Genomic DNA, 21,302 nt, shown 5'->3' on the forward strand with positions numbered 1-21,302 from the left:
CGAAGGGAGCGGTCGGGGTGCGTGTACTGGGGGTGGACCCCGGGCTGACCCGCTGCGGGGTCGGGGTGGTCGAGGGCGTCGCGGGGCGGCAGCTCACCATGATCGGCGTCGGAGTGGTGCGGACGCCCGCCGACGCCGAGCTGGGGCAGCGGCTCGTCGCCATCGAGCAGGGCATCGAGCGCTGGCTGGACGAGCACGACCCGCAGTACGTCGCCGTGGAGCGCGTCTTCAGCCAGCACAACGTCACCACGGTGATGGGCACCGCCCAGGCCAGCGCCGTCGCGATGCTCTGCGCCGCCCGCCGCGGGCTGCCCGTCGCCCTGCACACCCCCAGCGAGGTCAAGGCCGCCGTCACCGGCAGCGGCCGGGCCGACAAGGCGCAGGTGGGCGCGATGGTCACCCGGCTGCTGCGGCTCGACGCCCCGCCCCGCCCCGCCGACGCGGCCGACGCCCTCGCCCTCGCCATCTGCCACATCTGGCGCGGCCCCGCGGTCAACCGCCTCCAGCAGGCGCACGACGAGGCCCGCCGTGCCCGCCCCCTCGCCCGGAAGGTCACCCGATGATCGCCTTCGTCAGCGGACCCGTCGCAGCCCTCGCCCCCGACGCGGCCGTGGTCGAGGTCGGCGGCCTCGGCATCGCCGTGCAGTGCGCGCCGAACACCCTCGCCACGCTCCGCGTCGGCACCCCCGCCCGTATCGCGACCTCGCTGGTCGTCCGCGAGGACTCGCTGACGCTGTACGGCTTCGCCGACGACGACGAGCGCCAGACGTTCGAGCTGCTCCAGACCGCGAGCGGCGTCGGCCCCCGGCTCGCCCAGGCCATGCTCGCCGTGCACAGCCCGGACACCCTGCGCAGGGCGGTCGCCACCGCCGACGAGAAGACGCTCGTCGCCGTGCCCGGTATCGGCAAGAAGGGCGCCCAGAAGCTGCTGCTGGAGCTGAAGGACCGCCTCGGCGCCCCCCGGGGCACCGCCCCGGTCGCCGCCGCCGCGGTCAGCGGCTGGCGCGACCAGCTCCACGCCGCCCTGATCGGCCTCGGCTACGCGGGCCGCGAGGCCGACGAGGCGGTCGCCGCCGTGACCCCGCAGGCCGAGGCCGCCGACGGCACCCCCCAGGTGGGCCCGCTCCTGAAGGCCGCGCTCCAGACCCTCAACCGGACCCGCTGAGCGCCCCCGCACCGCCGCCCCCCGCCCCACCGAACCGCGAGGCACACACCTGATGAACCGGGACGACACGACCGACGAGGCGCCCGACACCGAGGCCGACCGGCTCGTGGGCGCGTCCGCGGACCGTGAGGACCAGGCCGTGGAGGCCGCGCTGCGGCCCAAGGACCTGGACGAGTTCATCGGCCAGGAGAAGGTCCGCGAGCAGCTCGACCTCGTCCTGCGGGCGGCCCGCGCGCGCGGCGCCACCGCCGACCACGTCCTGCTCTCCGGCGCCCCCGGCCTCGGCAAGACCACCCTCTCCATGATCATCGCGGCCGAGATGGAGGCCCCGATCCGGATCACCAGCGGCCCCGCCATCCAGCACGCGGGCGACCTCGCCTCGATCCTCTCGTCCCTCCAGGAGGGCGAGGTCCTCTTCCTCGACGAGATCCACCGGATGTCGCGGCCCGCCGAGGAGATGCTCTACATGGCGATGGAGGACTTCCGGGTCGACGTGATCGTCGGCAAGGGCCCCGGCGCCACCGCGATCCCGCTGGAGCTGCCGCCCTTCACCCTGGTCGGCGCCACCACCCGCGCCGGGCTGCTGCCCCCGCCGCTGCGCGACCGCTTCGGATTCACCGCGCACATGGAGTTCTACGAGCCCGCCGAGCTGGAGCGGGTCGTGCACCGCTCCGCCGGACTGCTCGACGTGGAGATCGACACCGCCGGCGCCGCCGAGATCGCCGGCCGCTCCCGCGGCACCCCCCGGATCGCCAACCGGCTGCTGCGCCGGGTGCGGGACTACGCCCAGGTCAAGGCCGACGGGGTGATCGACCGCGAGATCGCGCGGGCCGCCCTGCGGGTGTACGAGGTGGACGCGCGCGGACTCGACCGGCTGGACCGCGGTGTCCTGGAGGCCCTGCTGAAGCTCTTCGGCGGTGGCCCGGTCGGTCTGTCCACGCTGGCCGTGGCGGTGGGGGAGGAGCGGGAGACCGTCGAGGAGGTCGCGGAGCCGTTCCTGGTCCGGGAGGGACTGCTGGCGCGCACACCCCGTGGCCGGGTGGCCACGCCCGCCGCGTGGGCGCATCTGGGACTGACGGCTCCTGAGCGGGCCCCCGGCGGTTTCGCGGGCGGAATCGGACAACAGGACCTGTTCGGGGCGTGACGGCGCGCGCTCACCCCGGGCCGGGAACCCCGGTGCCATGCTGAGCGTTGTTCCATGAGCGCGGACTCGCTTAGACTCCGCCGATGCCCCCCTTATCGGGACGGCGATCACACACCCCCAACGATCAGGCCGCTCAGCAGCGGCGGTCCCTTGAAGGAAGTTCCGACCCGTGAGTCTCGTGACCCTCCTCCCGTTCATCGTGCTCATCGGGGCCATGTTCCTGATGACCCGGTCTGCGAAGAAGAAGCAGCAGCAGGCCGTCCAGATGCGGGACCAGATGCAGCCCGGATCAGGTGTCCGCACGATCGGTGGCCTGTACGCCACCGTCAAGGAGGTCAGTGACGACACGGTCCTCGTCGAGGCCGCCCCCGGCGTCCATCTGATCTTCGCCAAGAACGCCATCGGCGCCGTGCTGGACGACGACGAGTACAACCGTCTCGTCCACGGCACCGAGTTCTCCGACGACGACGCCGACGAGATCACCGGCTCCGCCGTCCCCGACGACGCCTCCTCCCTCACCGAGGCCGACGGCGCCGGTCCCCGGATCGACCTCGGCAAGTCCGACGCCGAGGCCAAGGACAAGCCGGACACCGAGGACACGCCGGCCGCCCAGGCCGAGCGGCCGGCCGACGCCGAGCCGAAGAAGACCGACGGCGAGTCGGACGCGAAGTAGTCACGCCCGGGAGTCCCGCCGAGACCGCTCACGAGCGGCGGCTCCCGGGTCGTGCTGGCTTCACGCCGCATCTCTCCACACCAGTGACCGGCCGTCGGCGCCCGACCCGCGTGGGACGGCTGGAGAGGGAGAAACGACAAGGTGGCAGCACCCAAGAAGGGCCGTAAGCCGAGCGCACAGGGCAGGCCGGGGCGCACGCTGGTCCTGACCCTGATCGCCATGGTGGCGCTCACCGGGGGAATGTTCCTTTCGGGGCACACTACTCCGCGGCTCGGGATCGACCTCGCCGGTGGTACGAGCATCACGCTCAAGGCGAAGAACGAACCCGGTCAGAAGAACGCGGTCAACAAGACCAACATGGAAACCGCCGTCGGCATCATCGAGCGGCGGGTGAACGGTCTCGGTGTCTCCGAGGCCGAGGTGCAGACCCAGGGCAACGACAACATCATCGTCAACATCCCCAAGGGGACCGACGAGGAGTCCGCCCGTGAGCAGGTCGGCACGACCGCGAAGCTGGCGTTCCGCCCGGTGCTCGCCGGGATGCCCGCGGTAGCGGGCGGCGAGGCCACCCCCAAGCCGTCGCCCAGCACCTCCGGTGAGAAGGCCGAGGGCGACAAGAAGGACAAGGGCGCCAAGGCCGAGCCGTCCGGCTCGACCTCCGCCGACCCCCCGGGTTCGCCGTCCCCGTCGGCCACCACCCAGGGCCGCGCGGTCACCAGTGGTCTCGCCGCCCAGGACGAGACCCCAGCCCCCAGCGGTTCCACGAACCCCGGTTCGTCCGCGCCCAGCGGCAGCCCCTCCGCCGTGGCCCCCGAGGCCCCCGCGGCGGCCCCCGGCATCCCCGCAGACCTCCAGAAGAAGCTCGAAGCGCTCGACTGCTCCACCGCCCCTGCCCGCGCCGACGCGGGCTCCAAGGCCGGCGTGGCGAAGAACGGCGAGAGCATCGTCTCCTGTGACCCGGAGTCCCAGTTCAAGTACGCGCTGGGGCCGGTCGCCGTCGAGGGCAAGCGGATCAAGGAAGCCAGCGCGGCCATCGACCCCCGGGGTGTCGAGGGCTGGATCGTGCAGATGACCTTCGACGGCAAGGGCGCCGACCAGTTCGGCGACATCACCGGTCAGCTCGCCGCCAAGCCCGCCCCCGAGAACCAGTTCGCGATCGTCCTCGACGGTGAGATCGTCTCCGCGCCGTCCGTGAGCACCGCGATCTCCGGTGGCAACGCCCAGATCTCCGGTGGCTTCAACCAGAAGTCCGCCGAGGCGCTCGGCAACATGCTCTCGTACGGTGCCCTGCCGCTCACGTTCGAGGAGCAGAGCGTCACCACCGTCACCGCCGCGCTCGGCGGGGAGCAGCTCGAAGCGGGTCTCATCGCCGGTGCCATCGGTCTGGCGCTCGTCGTGATCTACCTCGTCGTGTACTACCGCGGTCTGGCGCTGATCGCGATCGCCTCCCTGCTGCTGTCCGCGGCGCTGACCTATGTGCTGATGTCGCTGCTCGGCCCGGCCATCGGCTTCGCGCTGAACCTGCCGGCCGTCTGCGGCGCGATCGTCGCCATCGGTATCACAGCCGACTCGTTCATCGTGTTCTTCGAACGGGTACGGGACGAGGTCCGTGAGGGCCGCACGCTGCGTCCCGCCGTCCAGCGCGGCTGGCCCCGCGCCCGGCGCACCATCCTGGTCTCGGACTTCGTGTCCTTCCTCGCCGCCGCGGTGCTCTTCGTGGTCACGGTCGGCAAGGTCCAGGGCTTCGCGTTCACGCTGGGTCTGACCACCCTGCTGGACGTGTTCGTGGTGTTCTTCTTCACCAAGCCGCTGCTGACCCTGGCCGCCCGTTCCAAGTTCTTCTCGGACGGTCACCCCTGGTCCGGCTTCGACCCGAAGCGGCTCGGCGTCAAGCCCCCGGTCCGCCGCTCCCGTCGCCCCGTCGCCCCGCTGACCGACCCGAAGGAGGCGTGACATGTCGCGACTCGGCGAACTTGGCGCCAAGCTGTACCGCGGTGAGGTCGGCTACGACTTCGTCGGCAAGCGCACGTTCTGGTACGGCGTCTCGATACTGATCACCATCGCGGCGATCGTGGGCCTCGGGGTGCGCGGTCTCAACATGGGCATCGAGTTCCAGGGCGGCGCCGTCTTCACCACGCCGAAGACGAGCGTGTCCGCCGGCCAGGCGGAGAAGGTCGCCGAGGAGGCGGCCGGGCACGACGCGATCGTGCAGGAGCTCGGCACCGGTGGTCTGCGTATCCAGATCAGCAACGTCGACACCACCAAGGCCGACCAGATCCGTCCCATGCTCGCCAAGGAACTGAACGTCGACCCGAAGGTGATCAACGCCGAGCTCGTCGGTCCGAGCTGGGGCGAGCAGATCGCCAACAAGGCGTGGACCGGTCTCGCGGTGTTCATGATCCTGGTGGTGATCTATCTCGCCATCGCCTTCGAGTGGCGGATGGCGCTGGCCGCGCTGATCGCCCTGATCCACGACCTCACCATCACCGTGGGTGTCTACGCCCTCGTCGGCTTCGAGGTGACCCCGGGTACCGTCATCGGTCTGCTGACGATCCTCGGCTACTCGCTGTACGACACGGTGGTGGTCTTCGACTCGCTCAAGGAACAGTCGAAGGACCTCGCCAAACAGACCCAGTTCACCTACAGCGAGGTCGCCAACCGCTCCATCAACAGCACCCTGGTGCGGTCGATCAACACCACGGTCGTCGCGCTGCTGCCGGTCGCCGGTCTGCTGTTCATCGGTGGCGGTGTCCTGGGCGCGGGCATGCTCAACGACATCTCCCTGTCGCTGTTCGTCGGCCTCGCGGCCGGTGCCTACTCGTCGATCTTCATCGCCACGCCGCTCGTCGCCGACTTCAAGGAGCGCGAGCCGCAGATGAAGGCCCTCAAGAAGCGGGTCCTCGCCAAGCGCGCGCAGGCCGCCCGTGACGAGCGGGTCCCCGGTGAGCAGGGCGACGACGAGGGTGACCCGCAGGACGTCCTGCCGGGTGAGGCGCAGGCCGCCGTCGTCGGCCCGCGTACCCAGCCGCCGTCCCGTGGCCGTGGCCGCGGCCGTCCGTCGGGCAAGCGCCGATGACCGGGATCCGCGAGCTGCTGCTGAGCCGTATCCGCGATGTGCAGGACTATCCGGAGCCGGGCGTGGTGTTCAAGGACATCACCCCGCTGCTCGCGGACCCGGCCGCGTTCACGGCGCTGACGGACAGCCTGGCGGAGTTCACCGTCCGCCACGGGGCCACCAAGGTCGTGGGCCTGGAGGCCCGTGGCTTCATCCTGGGGGCCCCGGTGGCGGTGCGCGCGGGTGTCGGCTTCATCCCCGTCCGCAAGGCGGGGAAGCTGCCCGGTGCGACGCTCAGCCAGGCGTACGCCCTGGAGTACGGCACCGCGGAGATCGAGGTGCACGCCGAGGACCTCAGCCCGGGCGACCGGGTCATGGTCATCGACGACGTCCTCGCGACGGGCGGCACCGCCGAGGCGTCGCTGTCGCTGATCCGCCGGGCCGGCGCCCAGGTCGCGGGGGTCGCCGTCCTGATGGAGCTGGGCTTCCTGGACGGCCGGGCCCGGCTGGAGGCGGCGCTGGACGGCGCTCCGCTGGAGGCACTGATCAAGGTCTGACCGTACGAAGGTGCACGAAGGTGCACGAAGGTGCACGAAGGCGCTCCGGGAAGGAATTCCCGGGGCGCCTTCTTCGTGCCCGGTGAAGAGAGTTTTCCGGCCACTCCCAATGGTGGGGGAATAAACGGGCGGTGGTATTCGCCTGGCGGATATCAACTCCCGTCATCTGGTGGACGACCCGTGGTGGGTTAAGAAAACATGCAGGTCAGAGCGGATGTCAGCCCTGTAATGTTGAAACGGATAACGGAATTGGGAAGTGGCTCAAATGTTCCTCAAGTCGCTTGGTGGCCGAAGTGAATACCGGCCATGATCTGAGGCGACCCACCCCGCAAGGGGAATGAAAAAACGGAGGAACACCATGCAGCTTTCCCGAAAGCTCGCCACCGGCGCGCTGACCCTGGTCTCCGTGGCCACGATGTCGTCCCTGGCCTCTCCCGCCGGCGCGGCCCAGCCCGCGCCGAAGGCGGAGAAGCCGGTCGAGATCACCCTCACCGCCGTCCCCGACGTCGGCGCCCAGTGCGGCGGCGACTGGAAGCGCGCGGTCGGCGTCCCGCTCCGCTGGAAGAAGATCACCTCCAACTGCTCGACCTGGGGGAGCCCCAGCTACAAGGCCGCCTACCAGTGGAAGGCCGAGCGCGGCGCGCCCTGCATCAAGGTGAAGGGCTTCCAGAACGGCCGTGAGAAGTGGTTCAACGCCGGCTGCGGCCGCAGCGGCCAGATCCGCAATGTGCCGTGGGGCAACGTCGCCGCCAAGAAGGCGATCCAGGTGAAGGGCGCCTCGCTCTTCCGCTGGCGCTGATCACCCCGTCCGCCGGCCGCTGACCACGTGCCGACGGACGGACACCCACGGGGTACGACGGGGCACCGCTGATCCGCGGGCCTCGCACAGCACACATGAGACGGGCCCGGAGGAATTCCGGGCCCGTCCCTTGCGTTCCACCGCTCCCAGGCTGTCCGATGGACGGCACGGGTCACCCGACCCGCGACGGCCCACCGGCCGCGGTCCCGCCCGCGCACCACGCCCGCGAGCCCCCGGCACCGGGCCGTCACCCCCCCCGCCCCGGACACCCGGGCCCGGCGGCCCCGGTCCGGGGAGCCGCCCGGTCCCGGCCCCGAGGCGCACAAGGGGAGGACACGGCCCAGGGTCGATACCATGGGCCTTCCGGGGCCCGACCCAGGGACCCGGAAGCGCACGAGGAGCGCACTTGCCAGACGAGCCCCAGCCACTCGCCGCCACGCCCGACACGCAGGCCGACCGGGCGGCGGCCCCCGCGACCGCCCCCGTGGCCCACGCGCAGAGCGCGCCGCACGGGAAGCCCGCCGAGCACACGCGAAGCGCCGGCCAGGCGGCGGAGCCGTCACGCCCCAAGCCGCCCGAGCGCCCCGCCGCCGCGCCCGCTCCGGCCGCCGCGCCCGCGCCCGCTCCCGTGAAGCCCGCCCCGGCCCGCGGCGGCGCCGGTCAGTCCGTCGCGCGCTCCGCCTCGCCGAACCGTGTCCGGGCCCGGCTCGCCCGGCTCGGCGTCCAGCGTTCCAACCCGTACAACCCGGTCCTGGAGCCGTTGCTGCGGATAGTGCGCGGCAACGACCCCAAGATCGAGACGGCGACGCTCCGCCAGATCGAGCAGGCCTACCAGGTCGCCGAACGCTGGCACCGCGGCCAGAAGCGCAAGAGCGGCGACCCGTACATCACCCACCCGCTCGCGGTCACCACGATCCTCGCCGAGCTGGGCATGGACCCGGCGACGCTGATGGCGGGCCTGCTGCACGACACCGTCGAGGACACCGAGTACGGCCTGGACACCCTGCGCCGTGACTTCGGTGACACCGTCGCCCTCCTCGTGGACGGCGTCACCAAGCTGGACAAGGTCAAGTTCGGTGAGGCCGCGCAGGCGGAGACCGTGCGCAAGATGGTCGTCGCCATGGCCAAGGACCCGCGCGTCCTGGTCATCAAGCTCGCCGACCGGCTCCACAACATGCGCACCATGCGCTACCTCAAGCGGGAGAAGCAGGAGAAGAAGGCCCGCGAGACGCTGGAGATCTACGCCCCGCTCGCCCACCGGCTGGGCATGAACACCATCAAGTGGGAGCTGGAGGACCTCGCCTTCGCGATCCTCTACCCCAAGATGTACGACGAGATCGTCCGGCTCGTCGCGGAGCGCGCCCCCAAGCGGGACGAATACCTCGCCATAGTGACCGACGAGGTCCAGGCCGATCTGCGCGCCGCCCGTATCAAGGCGACCGTCACGGGCCGCCCGAAGCACTACTACAGCGTCTACCAGAAGATGATCGTCCGCGGCCGGGACTTCGCGGAGATCTACGACCTGGTGGGCATCCGTGTCCTGGTGGACACCGTCCGCGACTGCTACGCGGCCCTGGGCACCGTCCACGCGCGCTGGAACCCGGTTCCGGGGCGCTTCAAGGACTACATCGCGATGCCCAAGTTCAACATGTACCAGTCGCTGCACACCACGGTGATCGGCCCCAACGGCAAGCCCGTCGAGCTCCAGATCCGTACGTTCGACATGCACCGCCGCGCCGAGTACGGCATCGCCGCGCACTGGAAGTACAAGCAGGAGGCCGTGGCGGGCGCGTCCAAGGTACGCACCGACGCGCCCCGCAGCCCCGCCGGCCGGTCGGGCAAGGACAGCGCCGCCGTCAACGACATGGCGTGGCTGCGCCAGCTCCTCGACTGGCAGAAGGAGACCGAGGACCCGGGCGAGTTCCTGGAGTCCCTGCGCTTCGACCTGTCCCGCAACGAGGTCTTCGTCTTCACCCCCAAGGGCGACGTCATAGCGCTGCCCGCGGGCGCCACCCCCGTCGACTTCGCGTACGCCGTGCACACCGAGGTCGGGCACCGCACCATAGGAGCCCGGGTCAACGGCCGTCTCGTGCCGCTCGAATCGACGCTCGACAACGGCGACCTGGTGGAGGTCTTCACCTCCAAGGCGACAGGCGCGGGACCCTCCCGCGACTGGCTCGGCTTCGTCAAGTCGCCACGGGCCCGCAACAAGATCCGTGCCTGGTTCTCCAAGGAACGCCGCGACGAGGCGATCGAACAGGGCAAGGACTCCATCGCCCGCGCGATGCGCAAGCAGAACCTGCCCATCCAGCGCATCCTCACCGGCGACTCCCTGGTCACCCTCGCGCACGAGATGCGCTACCCCGACATCTCGTCGCTGTACGCGGCGATCGGCGAGGGCCATGTCGCCGCGCAGAGCGTCGTCCAGAAGCTCGTCCAGGCCCTCGGCGGCGAGGAGGCCGCCAGCGAGGACATCGAGGACGTACCGCCCGCGCGCGGACGCTCCCGCAAGCGCCGCTCCAACGCCGACCCCGGGGTCGTCGTCAAGGGCGTCGACGACGTCTGGGTGAAGCTGGCCCGCTGCTGCACCCCCGTACCCGGCGACCCCATCATCGGGTTCGTCACCCGGGGCAGCGGTGTCTCCGTGCACCGCGCGGACTGCGTCAACGTCGAGTCGCTGTCCAAGCAGCCCGAACGCATGCTGGACGTCGAGTGGGCACCCACCCAGTCCTCGGTGTTCCTCGTCGCCATCCAGGTCGAGGCACTGGACCGGTCCCGGCTGCTCTCCGACGTCACCCGCATCCTGTCGGACCAGCACGTCAACATCCTGTCGGCGGCCGTCCAGACCTCCCGCGACCGGGTCGCCACCTCCCGGTTCACCTTCGAGATGGGCGACCCCAAGCACCTCGGACACGTCCTCAAGGCGGTCAGAGGAGTGGAAGGCGTCTACGACGTGTACCGCGTCACCTCGGCCCGCAGGCCCTGAACCGGACGCGCACAGGGGTGGGCCCCGGCACCGAAAGTGCCGGGGCCCACCCCTGTGCGGTTCCGTGCCGGAGGGAGATCAGCCCCCGAACTCCTGGAGGCCCTTGAGCGCCTGGTCGAGCAGCGCCTGCCGCCCTTCCAGCTCCCGCTCCAGCTTGTCCGCCTTGGCGTTGTTGCCCTGCGCGCGCGCCGCTTCGGCCTGCCCGCGCAGCTTGTCCACCGCGGCCTGGAGCTGACCGGTCAGACCCTCGGCACGCGCCCGTGCCTCCGGGTTCGTCCGGCGCCACTCGGTCTCCTCCGACTCCGCGAGGGCCCGCTCCACCGCCTGCATCCGGCCCTCCACGCGCGGCCGGGCGTCCCGGGGCACATGCCCGACGGCCTCCCAGCGCTCGTTGATCGACCGGAACGCGGCCCGCGCGGACTTCAGATCGCCCACCGGGACGAGCTTCTCGGCCTCCTCGACCAGCCCCTCCTTGACCTTCAGATTCTCCGACTGCTCCGCGTCACGCTCCGCGAACAGCGAACTGCGCGCCGCGAAGAACACGTCCTGCGCACCCCGGAAGCGGTTCCACAGATCGTCCTCGTGCTCCCGCTGGGCGCGGCCCGCGGCCTTCCAGTCGGCCATCAGATCGCGGTAGCGGGCCGCCGTCGGACCCCAGTCCGTGGAACCCGACAGCGCCTCGGCCTCCGAGACCAGCCGCTCCTTGGTCCTGCGGGCCTCCTCGCGCTGCGCGTCCAGGGACGCGAAGTGCGCCTTGCGCCGCTTGGAGAAGGCCGAGCGGGCGTGCGAGAAGCGGTGCCACAGCTCGTCGTCGGACTTGCGGTCCAGCCGCGGCAGACCCTTCCAGGTGTCCACCAGCGCCCGCAGCCGCTCACCGGCCGACCGCCACTGCTCGCTGGCCGCCAGCTCCTCCGCCTCGACGACCAGGGCCTCCTTGGCGTGCCGGGCCTCGTCGGACTGCTTCGCCTTCTGGACCCGGCGCTCCTCGCGGCGCGCCTCGACGCTCTCCACCAGCTTGTCGAGCCGTACGCGCAGCGCCTGGAGATCGCCCACCGCGTGGTGCGCGTCCACCTGCTCCCGGATATGACCGATCGCCGTCTGGGCGTCCTTGCTGGACAGATCGGTCGTCCTGACCCGGCGTTCGAGGAGGCCGATCTCCACGACCAGGCCCTCGTACTTGCGCTCGAAGTAGGCCAGAGCCTCCTCGGGGGAGCCTGCCTGCCAGGAACCGACGACCTGCTCACCGTCGGCCGTACGCACGTACACGGTCCCCGTCTCGTCGACGCGGCCCCACGGGTCGCTGCTCACAGCGCCTCCTCCACATGATGTCCGCGGGGGCCTGTCGGGCCCCCGGGCATCGTCCACAGTTTCGTCACGGCCAATCTAGGCGACCGGCGGGGCGGCTGTCCGCATCCCGCGCGACCGAAATTACGCGGTGGGGATCACGACTTCGTGACCGTCGCCTTGTCGATGACCACGGTCGCGTTGGGGGCCCCGTCACCCATCCCGGAGTTCTCCCCGGCCTTCGAGATCTTCGACAGGACCTTCATGCCCGACTCGGAGAGCGTCCCGAACGGCGTGTAGTGCGGAGGCAGCTGACTGTCCTGGTACACCACGAAGAACTGGCTGCCGCCGGAGTTCTTGCCCTCCTTGGTCTGGGCGTTGTACCGGTTCGCCATGGCGACCGTGCCCGCCGGGTAGACACCGCCCTTGAGCCGCTTGTCCTTGAGGTTCTCGTCCGGGATCGTGTAGCCCGGGGTGCCCTCGCCGGTGCCCTTGGGGTCGCCGCACTGGAGCACGTAGATGCCCGAGGTGGTGAGCCGGTGGCACTTGGTGTGGTCCAGATACCCCTTCCCGAGCAGGAAGTTGAAGGAGTTCACCGTCCGCGGCGCCGCCGCCGCGTCCAGCTCCACATCCACCGCGCCGCAGGTGGTGTCCAGCTTCATGGTGTACTTCGCCGACTTGTCGATCGACAGCGCCGGTTCCTTCTTGTACGTCTTCGTGGAGGGCTCGCCCGCCGCGGGCTTCTCGCACGGATCGGGCGCCTTCGACGGCGACGGGCTCGCCTGCGAACCCGCCGAGTCCTTCTCGCCGTCGCTCCCGTCGAACGCTCCCGCCGCGTACGACACCGCGCCCCCGGCGACCACCACGGCCAGTGCCGCCGCGATCACCGCGTTCCGGGTGCGTGCCCTGCGCCGGGTGCCCTCGCGCCGCTGCTGCTGCCGCAAGAACTTCTCCCGGGCGAGCTGCCGCCGCCGCTGCTCCTGGCTGACCACCGGGTTGTCTCCTCGTACGTCTCGAAAGCCTGACCGTCTGGGTGTGTCCCGTACCGTATATGGGTTCGCTGTGGAAACGGCACCGCCGGTAGGCTCGGGGGAGCCGCGTCCCGCGGGAGCCGGGACGCCGGACGCGTCTCATCCGTACGGGAACGTCCCGGGAACGCCCCGGCACAACCGGGGAAGACCGGACAGACCCTCCCGGCGGACCCGCCGCGAGACATCCGAGAGACATTTCGAGAAGCAGAGGACGATCGTGCTCATTGCGGGGTTCCCCGCCGGGGCCTGGGGCACCAATTGCTATCTGGTGGCCCCCGCCGCGGGCGAGGAGTGCGTGATCATCGACCCGGGGCACCAGGCCGCCCCCGGGGTCGAGGAGGCAATCGCCAGGCATCGGCTCAAGCCCGTCGCGGTCGTCCTCACCCACGGCCATATCGACCATGTCGCCTCGGTCGTCCCGGTGTGCGGCGCGCACGACGTGCCCGCCTGGATCCACCCCGAGGACCGGTACATGCTGAGCGACCCCGAGAAGGCGCTCGGCCGCGCCATCGGCGCCCCGCTCATGGGTGAACTGACCGTGGGGGAGCCCGCGGATCTGCGGGAACTGACCGACGGCGCCTCGCTGGAGCTCGCCGGACTCGACCTCACCGTCGCACACGCCCCCGGCCATACCAAGGGGTCGGTGACCTTCAGGATGCCCGAGAACGCGGACGTCCCGTCCGTCTTCTTCTCGGGCGACCTGCTGTTCGCCGGCTCCATCGGACGCACCGACCTGCCCGGCGGCAGCCACCCCGAGATCCTGCGGTCGCTGGCCCGGGTATGCCTGCCGCTCGACGACTCGACCGTGGTGCTGTCCGGCCACGGCGCCCAGACCACCATCGGCCAGGAACGCGCCACCAACCCGTATCTGCGGCAGGTGGCCGCCGGCCAGGGAGCCCCCTCGGCTCCCCGACGAGGAATGTGACCAGAGACCTTCGTGAGCACCTTCAAGGCCCCCAAGGGCACGTACGACCTGACCCCGCCCGACAGCGCGACGTTCCTCGCCGTCCGTGAGGCCCTGGCCGCGCCCCTGCGCATCGCGGGCTACGGCTACATCGAGACGCCCGGCTTCGAGAACGTCGAACTGTTCGCCCGCGGTGTCGGCGAGTCCACCGACATCGTCACCAAGGAGATGTACACCCTCACCACCAAGGGCGGCGACGAACTCGCGCTGCGCCCCGAGGGCACCGCCTCCGTGCTCCGCGCCACCCTGGAGGCCGGTCTGCACAAGGCGGGCAACCTGCCGGTCAAGCTCTGGTACTCCGGCTCGTACTACCGCTACGAGCGCCCCCAGAAGGGCCGCTACCGCCACTTCTCGCAGATCGGCGCCGAGGCGATCGGCACCGAGGACCCCGCCCTCGACGCCGAGCTGATCCTGCTCGCCGACCAGGCGTACCGTTCCCTCGGGCTGCGTGACTTCCGCATCCTGCTGAACTCCCTGGGCGACAGCGAGTGCCGCCCCGCCTACCGCACGGCGCTCCAGGACTTCCTGCGCGGCCTCGACCTCGACGAGGAGACCCGCCGCCGGATCGACATCAACCCGCTGCGGGTCCTCGACGACAAGCGCCCCGACGTCCAGAAGCAGCTCGTCGACGCGCCCCTGCTGCGTGACCACCTGTGCGACGCGTGCCGCGCCTACCACGCCGAGGTCCGCGCGCTGCTCACCGCGCAGGGCGTCGCCTTCGAGGACGACGCCAAGCTGGTCCGCGGCCTCGACTACTACACCCGCACCACCTTCGAGTTCGTCCACGACGGTCTGGGCTCCCAGTCCGCGGTCGGCGGCGGCGGACGCTACGACGGGCTCTCCGAGATGATCGGCGGCCCCGCGCTGCCGTCCGTCGGCTGGGCACTGGGTGTCGACCGCACGGTCCTCGCGCTGGAGGCCGAGGGCGTCACCCTCGACATCCCGCCCGCCACCAGCGTGTACGCCGTCCCGCTCGGCGAGCAGGCCCGCACGGTCCTCTTCGGCGTCGTCGCCGAACTGCGCCGGGCCGGGGTCGCCACGGACCTCGCGTACGGCGGCCGGAGCGTCAAGGCCGCCATGAAGGGCGCCCACCGCTCCGGAGCCCGCTTCACCCTCGTCGCGGGTGAACGGGACCTCGCCGAAGGGGTCGTCCAGCTCAAGGACATGGAGTCGGGCGCACAGGAGCCGGTGGCCCTGGCCGCCGTCACCGACACGCTCCGCTCCCGGCTGGGCTGACCGCGCGGGACCTCCACCGGGTCCCCCGCGAGGGTGAGAACCGATGTCGAGGGGGTCGCGCGGCCAGGTGCCGCGCGACCCCCTCGTCGTCCGCCGGGACCGCCCGCCACCTGGGGCGGGACCCCTTCCCGCCGGACCGGCGGGATCCGGTCCGCCGGACGGGGGGCACACAGACACGTACGGCACAATGACGATGCCCTGGCCCGCGACTCGACTGACGGAACGGCGTGATGACCGAGACGATGACAGCAGACAACGACGTGTCCTCCGCTTCCCCCCGGTCCGACGCCCCCGGCAGCGTCGGCGCCGGTCGCGGACTCGCCCTGCTCCTGGTGATCACCGGCGCCGCGGGGCTGCTCGCCGCGTGGGTCATCACCATCGACAAGTTCAAGCTCCTGGAGGACTCGGGTTACGTCCCCGGGTGCAGCCTCAACCCCGTGGTGTCGTGCGGCAACATCATGGAGAGCGAGCAGTCCCATGTCTTCGGGTTCCCCAACCCGATGCTCGGCCTGGTCACCTACGGCATGATCATCTGCGTGGGGATGACCCTGCTCGCGGGCGCCCGCCTCCCCCGCTGGTACTGGCTCACCATGAACGCCGGGATGCTCTTCGGCGTGGCCTTCTGCGGCTGGCTGATGTTCCAGTCGCTCTACCGCATCCACGCGCTGTGCCTGTGGTGCTGTCTGGCCTGGGTCGCGACGATCATCATGTTCTGGTACGTGACCTCGTTCAACGTCCGCGCGGGACATCTGCCCGCCCCGGGCTGGCTGAAGAGCTTCCTCGGCGAGTTCACCTGGGTGCTGCCCGTCCTGCACATCGGCGCCATCGGCATACTGATCATGACCCGCTGGTGGGAGTTCTGGACCAGCTGAGCCGCCCCCGCACCCTTCGACGCCCCGGCCGGGCACCGCGCACGACGGTGCCCGGCCGGAGTGTCGGTGGTGTGGCATAGGGTTCCCCGGGTGGAGCCCGATCTGTTCACCGCCGCCGCCGAGGAACGCCAGGAGAAAGACCCGGCGAGCAGTCCTCTCGCCGTACGCATGCGCCCGCGCGTGCTCGACGAGGTCCTCGGCCAGCAGCATCTGCTCAAGCCCGGCGCCCCCCTGCGCCGGCTCGTCGGCGAGGGCGGCGGCGGTCCCGCCGGCCCCTCCTCGGTGATCCTCTGGGGCCCGCCCGGCACCGGCAAGACGACCCTCGCGTACGTGGTCTCCAAGGCCACCAAGAAGCGTTTCGTGGAGCTCTCCGCGATCACCGCGGGCGTCAAGGAGGTCCGCGCCGTCATCGAGAGCGCCCGCCGCGCCACCGGCGGATACGGCCAGGAGACCGTGCTCTTCCTGGACGAGATCCACCGCTTCAGCAAGGCCCAGCAGGACTCGCTGCTGCCCGCCGTGGAGAACCGCTGGGTCACCCTGATCGCCGCCACCACCGAGAACCCCTACTTCTCGATCATCTCCCCGCTGCTGTCCCGCTCCCTGCTGCTCACCCTGGAACCCCTCACCGACGACGACGTGAGCGGACTGCTGCGGCGCGCCCTCACCGACGAGCGGGGCCTCGGCGGCGCGGTCGCCCTCGCCGAGGACGCCGAGGCGCATCTGCTGCGGATCGCGGGCGGCGACGCCCGCCGGGCACTCACCGCACTGGAGGCGGGCGCGGGCGCCGCCCTCGCCAAGGGCGACGACACCCTGACGCTGAGCACCCTGGAGGAGTCCGTCGACCGGGCCGCGGTGAAGTACGACCGCGCCGGTGACCAGCACTACGACGTGGCCAGCGCGCTGATCAAGTCCATCCGCGGCTCCGACGTGGACGCCGCCCTGCACTATCTGGCCCGGATGATCGAGGCGGGGGAGGACCCCCGCTTCATCGCCCGGCGGCTGATGATCTCCGCCAGCGAGGACATCGGCCTCGCCGACCCGACGGCCCTGCCCACCGCCGTGGCCGCCGCCCAGGCCGTCGCCCTCATCGGCTTCCCCGAAGCCGCCCTCACCCTCAGCCACGCCACCATCGCACTGGCCCTCGCACCCAAGTCGAACGCCGCGACGCTCGCCATCGGCGCCGCCATGGAGGACGTCCGCAAGGGCCTCGCCGGTCCGGTGCCGACCCATCTGCGGGACGGGCACTACAAAGGCGCCGCCACCCTCGGCCACGCCAAGGGGTACGTCTATCCGCACGACGTCCCCGGCGGTATCGCCGCCCAGCGGTACGCCCCGGAGGCCGTCGACGGCAAGCGGTACTACCAGCCCACCCGGTACGGTGCGGAAGCGCGCTACGCCGATGTCGTGGAGCGGGTCCGTGAGCGGCTGCGCGGGGAGCAGGGCCCGGCCGCCCCGCCCACCGGGTCCGGGCCCCGGTAGCAGGCACCCCCGGACACCCGGTAAACTTCCCCGAGCGCTGCGTCCCGTGTCCGGCCCCGGCCGGTTCACCAGAACGGGACAAGCAGCCGGAGCCCGCGCCCTCACGGGCGGGTTCCAGGAGCGTCGCGCACCGTCGAAAGGTGTCGCGGGCAGCCCACCACCCCAGCGGTCGGTGGGCCACTCGCGTGCTGCACGTATGTGCCCAGTCCAGGGAGCGGCTGCCCAGGGGTCCAGCGGACCCCCCGGGTTTCCCCGGGCTGCGGATGCGACCTCCCTTAACCCTGGTGAGCCGTATTCGTTCAAAGTGAGAGAGGTTGGTTCGTGCCGAACCAGTCCCGTCCCAAGGTCAAGAAGTCGCGTGCCCTCGGCATCGCGCTGACCCCCAAGGCCGTCAAGTACTTCGAGGCCCGCCCCTACCCGCCGGGCGAGCACGGCCGCGGCCGCAAGCAGACCTCGGACTACAAGGTCCGTCTGCTGGAGAAGCAGCGTCTGCGCGCGCAGTACGACGTGTCCGAGCGTCAGCTCGTCCGCGCCTACGACCGCGCCAGCAAGGTCCAGGGCAAGACCGGCGAGGCCCTGATCATCGAGCTGGAGCGCCGTCTGGACGCGCTGGTGCTGCGTTCGGGCATCGCCCGCACGATCTACCAGGCCCGCCAGATGGTCGTCCACGGCCACATCGAGGTCAACGGCAAGAAGGTCGACAAGCCGTCCTTCCGTGTCCGTCCCGACGATGTCGTCATGGTCCGCGAGCGCTCGCGCGAGAAGACGCTGTTCCAGGTCTCCCGCGAGGGTGGCTACGCCGCCGACGGTGAGACCCCCCGTTACCTTCAGGTCAACCTGAAGGCCCTGGCGTTCCGCCTGGACCGGGACCCGCAGCGCAAGGAGATCCCCGTGATCTGCGACGAGCAGCTCGTCGTCGAGTACTACGCCCGCTGATCCGGACGTAGCGCTCTCCCGCGTCACCACGCCTCAGCCCGTCGTCTCCCCGCTCCCCGGAGCGGGCGAGGCGGCGGGCCGCGGTGTTCCCGGACCCGTGCCGCCGCCGTCCCCCGGCCCCACGGACGCCGCGCCCCCGTCCGGCTCCACGCTCCGCGGCCCGCCGCCGCCCGGCTCCACACCGTCCGTCCGCGCCGCCCCCGTACCGTCCGCCCCGGCATCCGGTGCGCTGTCCGGCGCCCCCGGTCCCGCGACCGGCACCACCCCGGCCGCCCCCGGCCCGTCGTCCGGCGCCGGCCCATGGCCCAGGGCCCGGCCCACCGCCGCGTCCATGCCCAGCCGGGCGCCCTCCCGCACGCACTCCTCGTACCGGACGTCGCCCAGCGCCGCCCGGGAGCGCTCCTCGCACAGCTCGTGCGGCGCGTTGTAGTGGCGTGAGCCGAACAGCGGCAGACCCACCGACGCCCACATCCGGCCCGCCGCGCCCTGGAGCACCGCCGCCTCCGCCGGATCGCCCTCGTCCACCGTGACCAGCGCCAGCAGCTCGATCGCGAGGACCGCGCCCAGCAGGTCCCGGAACGTGTGGTCGATGACCAGGCACTCCTCCAGCAGCCGCCGGGCCCGCGCCGGATCACCCTCGCAGCGGGCCGCGTACCCGAGGACGAACAGCGCGTACGCCCGGGTCCAGCGCTCCCCGTGGTCCTCGCACACCTCCCGGACGTCCTCGCACAGCCGTACCGCGTCCCCGAGCTCGCCCTGGAACGCCAGCGCCATGGCCAGCTCCACCCGGGCCATCAGGACATTGCTGTTCAGCTCCCCGATCTCCTCGTAGCGCTCCAGCGCCGAGCGGAGCAGCACCTCGGCGCGGCGGACATCGTCACCGACCAGCGCCAGACAGCCCCTGCGGTGCTCGACGTACGCGACGGCGACCGCGTTGTCCGTCCGCTCCGCCTCGTCCTGGCACTCATGGAGCGCCGCGAGCGCCGGGACCGGGTCGCCCTGGAGGATCGCCACATAGCCCAGCACCCACAGGGCCTTGAGCCGGGCCTGCGGGAAGTCGTCGGGCTGCTCCGGCGCCCCCGCGTCCAGCTCCACGCTGCGCTGGAGCCAGTGCCGGCCCTCCGAGAGCCGCCCGCAGCCCACCCAGTAGAACCAGAGGGTGCCCGCGAGATGCTGGCCGAGCCGGGTGTCGCCGGGCTCGGTGAGGCAGTGCTCCAGGGCGGTACGCAGATTGGGCAGCTCCGCCTCGATCCGCGCGGCCACCTCCGCCTGGCGCGGGGAGAACCACTCCAGCTCGCACCAGGTCGCCAGCCCCATGTACCAGTCCCGGTGGCGCCGCCGCAGCCGTACCGCGTCCCCGGAACCCTCCAGCCAGTCGGCGCCGTACGCGCGGACCGTGTCCAGCATCCGGTAGCGCACCCCGGCGGCCCCGTCCTCACGGCCCACCACGGACTGTTCGAGCAGGGCCGACAGCACATCGAGGACATCGTCCGCGTGCAGCCCGTCCCCGCCGCACACGTACTCGACGGCGTCCAGGTCGAAGGCGCCGGAGAACACCGAGAGCCGCGCCCACAGCAGCCGCTCCCGCGCGGTGCACAGCTCATGGCTCCAGCCGATCGCCGTCCGCAGCGTCTGATGGCGGGGCAAAGCGTCCCGGCCGCCCCCGGTGAGCAGCCGGAAACGGTCGTCGAGGCGGTGCAGCAGCTGACCGGGGGACAGCGCGGTGAGCCGTCCCGCCGCCAGCTCCAGCGCGAGCGGTATGCCGTCCAGCCGGCGGCAGACCTCCCGCGCGTCGTCCGCCGCCGCGTCGTCCAGCGCGAAGCCGGGCACCACGGCCGCCGCCCGGTCCGTGAACAGGGCCAGGGCGTCCGGCTCGCCCAGCGGGGCGAGCGGCACCACCCGCTCCCCGCTCAGCCCCAGCGGACGCCGGCCCGCGGCGAGGACGGTGAGCCCCGGCGCGGCCCGCAGCAGCGCCCCGACCAGCGCCGCGCACGGGTCCACCAGATGTTCGTAGCCGTCCACGACGAGCAGGACCCGGCGGTCCGCGAAGTGCTCCAGCAGCACCTCACGGGCGGGCCGGGCGGTGTGGTCGGTGAGCGCCAGGGCCTCCACGACCGCGTACTCCAGCAGATCGTCGGCGGTCACCGCCGCCAGCTCCACCAGCCGCGCCCCGCCCGGCGGAGCGCACACGGCCGCCGCGCGCGCCGCCAGCCGGGACTTGCCGACCCCGCCCATACCGGTCACGGTCACCAGCCGGGATTCCTCCAGCGCGCCCGCCAGACAGGCCAGCTCGGGAGCGCGTCCCACGAAGGCGTTCAGCTCCAGCGGCAGGGCACCGGACACCCCCGGGAACTGCGCAGAATCGTCTCTTCGGGCCCCGGGCCGCGATGTGCGTCGCATGAGAGACGGAGCGTACCCAGGCATAAGCGGTCCGTACAATCAGCCCGCACGGGCCGCCCCGTCGCGGATCCCTCGCCCGCCCGCCCGGACCCGCACCGGCACACACCGTGACGGGGGGCCGTAATCCGGTACGGAGGCGGGCGCGTGGCGCGATAGGCTCGGGCCATACTTGTCGACCGCCGGGCACCGGCGAAGGACCGCCGCAGGGCCGGCGCGGTCGACGTACGGGCGTCCCGGTCACCCCGGGCGAAGATCTCAGGGAGCGGTGCACTGTGTCCGGTGGAGAGGTTGCCGGGATCCTGGTGGCCGTCTTCTGGGCGATCCTGGTCTCCTTCCTCGCCGTCGCGCTGGCGAGGCTGGCCCAGACGCTCAGGGCGACCACCAAACTCGTCGCGGACGTGACCGACCAGGCAGTCCCGCTGCTGGCGGACGCGGCCACGGCCGTGCGCTCGGCACAGACCCAGATCGACCGGGTCGACTCCATCGCCTCCGATGTCCAGGAGGTCACGTCGAACGCCTCCGCGCTCTCCACCACGGTCGCCGCCACCTTCGGCGGCCCCCTGGTGAAGGTCGCCGCGTTCGGCTACGGCGTCCGCCAGGCCATCGGCCGCAAGGGCGCGCCCGCCGCCACCCCGCCCACCGAACAGGCCCGTCGCACCGTGATCCTCGGCCGGGCCGTCCCGGCCAAGCGGCGCGGCAGGCGCAAGAAGGACTGACGCAG

Annotated in this window: 18 protein-coding genes; 15 read left to right on the forward strand and 3 right to left on the reverse strand. The window is 71.7% G+C overall.

The features are described 5' to 3' along the window. Positions 1 to 17: 17 nt before the first annotated feature. The 9 genes from ruvC (at position 18) to OG711_RS32200 (ending at position 10,379) form a co-directional block, all read left to right on the forward strand. Positions 18 to 563, forward strand: coding sequence for a crossover junction endodeoxyribonuclease RuvC (gene ruvC, locus OG711_RS32160; protein WP_099283808.1), 546 nt, complete (start codon positions 18 to 20; stop codon positions 561 to 563). Continuing rightward, a complete protein-coding gene (ruvA, locus tag OG711_RS32165) occupies positions 560 to 1,165 on the forward strand; it encodes a Holliday junction branch migration protein RuvA (protein ID WP_073792070.1) in 606 nt (201 codons plus the stop codon). The genes ruvC and ruvA overlap by 4 nt, the downstream gene beginning before the upstream one ends. A gap of 52 nt (positions 1,166 to 1,217) precedes the next feature. Next, a complete protein-coding gene (gene ruvB, locus OG711_RS32170) occupies positions 1,218 to 2,309 on the forward strand; it encodes a Holliday junction branch migration DNA helicase RuvB (RefSeq protein WP_073792067.1) in 1,092 nt (363 codons plus the stop codon). Positions 2,310 to 2,478: 169 nt separating this feature from the next. Continuing rightward, entirely contained in the window at positions 2,479 to 2,982 is a 504-nt protein-coding gene (yajC, locus tag OG711_RS32175) for a preprotein translocase subunit YajC (protein WP_073792064.1), read from the forward strand. A gap of 141 nt (positions 2,983 to 3,123) precedes the next feature. After that, positions 3,124 to 4,935 (forward strand): protein translocase subunit SecD, encoded by a 1,812-nt coding sequence (secD, locus tag OG711_RS32180; protein ID WP_073792061.1) that lies wholly within the window; start codon positions 3,124 to 3,126, stop codon positions 4,933 to 4,935. Between the two features lies 1 nt (position 4,936). Further along, entirely contained in the window at positions 4,937 to 6,058 is a 1,122-nt protein-coding gene (secF, locus tag OG711_RS32185) for a protein translocase subunit SecF (RefSeq protein ID WP_073792058.1), read from the forward strand. Further along, positions 6,055 to 6,594: an adenine phosphoribosyltransferase gene (locus OG711_RS32190; RefSeq protein ID WP_266513281.1), complete on the forward strand. Its 540-nt coding sequence runs from the start codon at positions 6,055 to 6,057 to the stop codon at positions 6,592 to 6,594. The genes secF and OG711_RS32190 overlap by 4 nt, the downstream gene beginning before the upstream one ends. Before the next feature lie 358 nt (positions 6,595 to 6,952). Next, on the forward strand, positions 6,953 to 7,393 hold the full coding sequence (locus OG711_RS32195; RefSeq protein ID WP_073792052.1) for a hypothetical protein: 441 nt from the start codon (positions 6,953 to 6,955) through the stop codon (positions 7,391 to 7,393). 406 nt (positions 7,394 to 7,799) lie between these two features. Next, positions 7,800 to 10,379, forward strand: a complete 2,580-nt coding sequence (locus tag OG711_RS32200; protein WP_073792049.1) for a RelA/SpoT family protein — start codon at positions 7,800 to 7,802, stop codon at positions 10,377 to 10,379. Between the two features lie 78 nt (positions 10,380 to 10,457). On the opposite strand, the gene OG711_RS32205 is transcribed toward OG711_RS32200, so the two are convergent. Together OG711_RS32205 and OG711_RS32210 are read right to left on the reverse strand one after the other, a co-directional pair. After that, entirely contained in the window at positions 10,458 to 11,687 is a 1,230-nt protein-coding gene (locus OG711_RS32205; RefSeq protein WP_073792046.1) for a DUF349 domain-containing protein, read from the reverse strand. Between the two features lie 134 nt (positions 11,688 to 11,821). Next, on the reverse strand, positions 11,822 to 12,655 hold the full coding sequence (locus tag OG711_RS32210) for a peptidylprolyl isomerase (protein ID WP_073792043.1): 834 nt from the start codon (positions 12,653 to 12,655) through the stop codon (positions 11,822 to 11,824). 256 nt (positions 12,656 to 12,911) lie between these two features. Here OG711_RS32210 and OG711_RS32215 point away from each other — a divergent pair, with 256 nt between their 5' ends. The 5 genes from OG711_RS32215 (at position 12,912) to rpsD (ending at position 18,181) form a co-directional block, all read left to right on the forward strand. Further along, positions 12,912 to 13,619, forward strand: coding sequence for an MBL fold metallo-hydrolase (locus OG711_RS32215; RefSeq protein WP_329562041.1), 708 nt, complete (start codon positions 12,912 to 12,914; stop codon positions 13,617 to 13,619). Positions 13,620 to 13,631: 12 nt separating this feature from the next. Next, positions 13,632 to 14,894: a histidine--tRNA ligase gene (hisS, locus tag OG711_RS32220; protein WP_073792037.1), complete on the forward strand. Its 1,263-nt coding sequence runs from the start codon at positions 13,632 to 13,634 to the stop codon at positions 14,892 to 14,894. A gap of 230 nt (positions 14,895 to 15,124) precedes the next feature. Continuing rightward, positions 15,125 to 15,766 carry a vitamin K epoxide reductase family protein gene (locus OG711_RS32225; protein WP_073792034.1) on the forward strand — a complete coding sequence of 214 codons (642 nt, stop codon included), beginning with the start codon at positions 15,125 to 15,127 and terminating at the stop codon, positions 15,764 to 15,766. Between the two features lie 90 nt (positions 15,767 to 15,856). Beyond that, the gene (locus tag OG711_RS32230; protein ID WP_073792031.1) at positions 15,857 to 17,245 is read left to right on the forward strand and encodes a replication-associated recombination protein A; all 1,389 of its coding nucleotides are present in this window, start codon (positions 15,857 to 15,859) and stop codon (positions 17,243 to 17,245) included. 321 nt (positions 17,246 to 17,566) lie between these two features. Continuing rightward, positions 17,567 to 18,181 (forward strand): 30S ribosomal protein S4, encoded by a 615-nt coding sequence (rpsD, locus tag OG711_RS32235; protein WP_073792029.1) that lies wholly within the window; start codon positions 17,567 to 17,569, stop codon positions 18,179 to 18,181. A gap of 33 nt (positions 18,182 to 18,214) precedes the next feature. Here rpsD and OG711_RS32240 read toward each other — a convergent pair whose 3' ends face one another. After that, the gene (locus OG711_RS32240; protein ID WP_329562046.1) at positions 18,215 to 20,581 is read right to left on the reverse strand and encodes an ATP-binding protein; all 2,367 of its coding nucleotides are present in this window, start codon (positions 20,579 to 20,581) and stop codon (positions 18,215 to 18,217) included. Between the two features lie 272 nt (positions 20,582 to 20,853). Here OG711_RS32240 and OG711_RS32245 point away from each other — a divergent pair, with 272 nt between their 5' ends. Continuing rightward, on the forward strand, positions 20,854 to 21,297 hold the full coding sequence (locus tag OG711_RS32245) for a DUF948 domain-containing protein (RefSeq protein ID WP_073792027.1): 444 nt from the start codon (positions 20,854 to 20,856) through the stop codon (positions 21,295 to 21,297). Positions 21,298 to 21,302: the final 5 nt, after the last annotated feature.

The sequence above is a fragment of the Streptomyces uncialis genome (assembly GCF_036250755.1).
Classification (GTDB): Bacteria; Actinomycetota; Actinomycetes; order Streptomycetales; family Streptomycetaceae; genus Streptomyces; species Streptomyces uncialis.

Coding starts and splice junctions, on each gene's coding strand:
- OG711_RS32195 (WP_073792052.1), top strand. CDS start 6,953: ATGCAGCTTTCCCGAAAGCTCGCCACCGGCGCGCTGACCCTGGTCTCC.
- ruvB (WP_073792067.1), top strand. CDS start 1,218: ATGAACCGGGACGACACGACCGACGAGGCGCCCGACACCGAGGCCGAC.
- OG711_RS32190 (WP_266513281.1), top strand. CDS start 6,055: ATGACCGGGATCCGCGAGCTGCTGCTGAGCCGTATCCGCGATGTGCAG.
- OG711_RS32225 (WP_073792034.1), top strand. CDS start 15,125: ATGACCGAGACGATGACAGCAGACAACGACGTGTCCTCCGCTTCCCCC.
- secF (WP_073792058.1), top strand. CDS start 4,937: ATGTCGCGACTCGGCGAACTTGGCGCCAAGCTGTACCGCGGTGAGGTC.
- ruvA (WP_073792070.1), top strand. CDS start 560: ATGATCGCCTTCGTCAGCGGACCCGTCGCAGCCCTCGCCCCCGACGCG.
- OG711_RS32240 (WP_329562046.1), bottom strand. CDS start 20,581: ATGCGACGCACATCGCGGCCCGGGGCCCGAAGAGACGATTCTGCGCAG.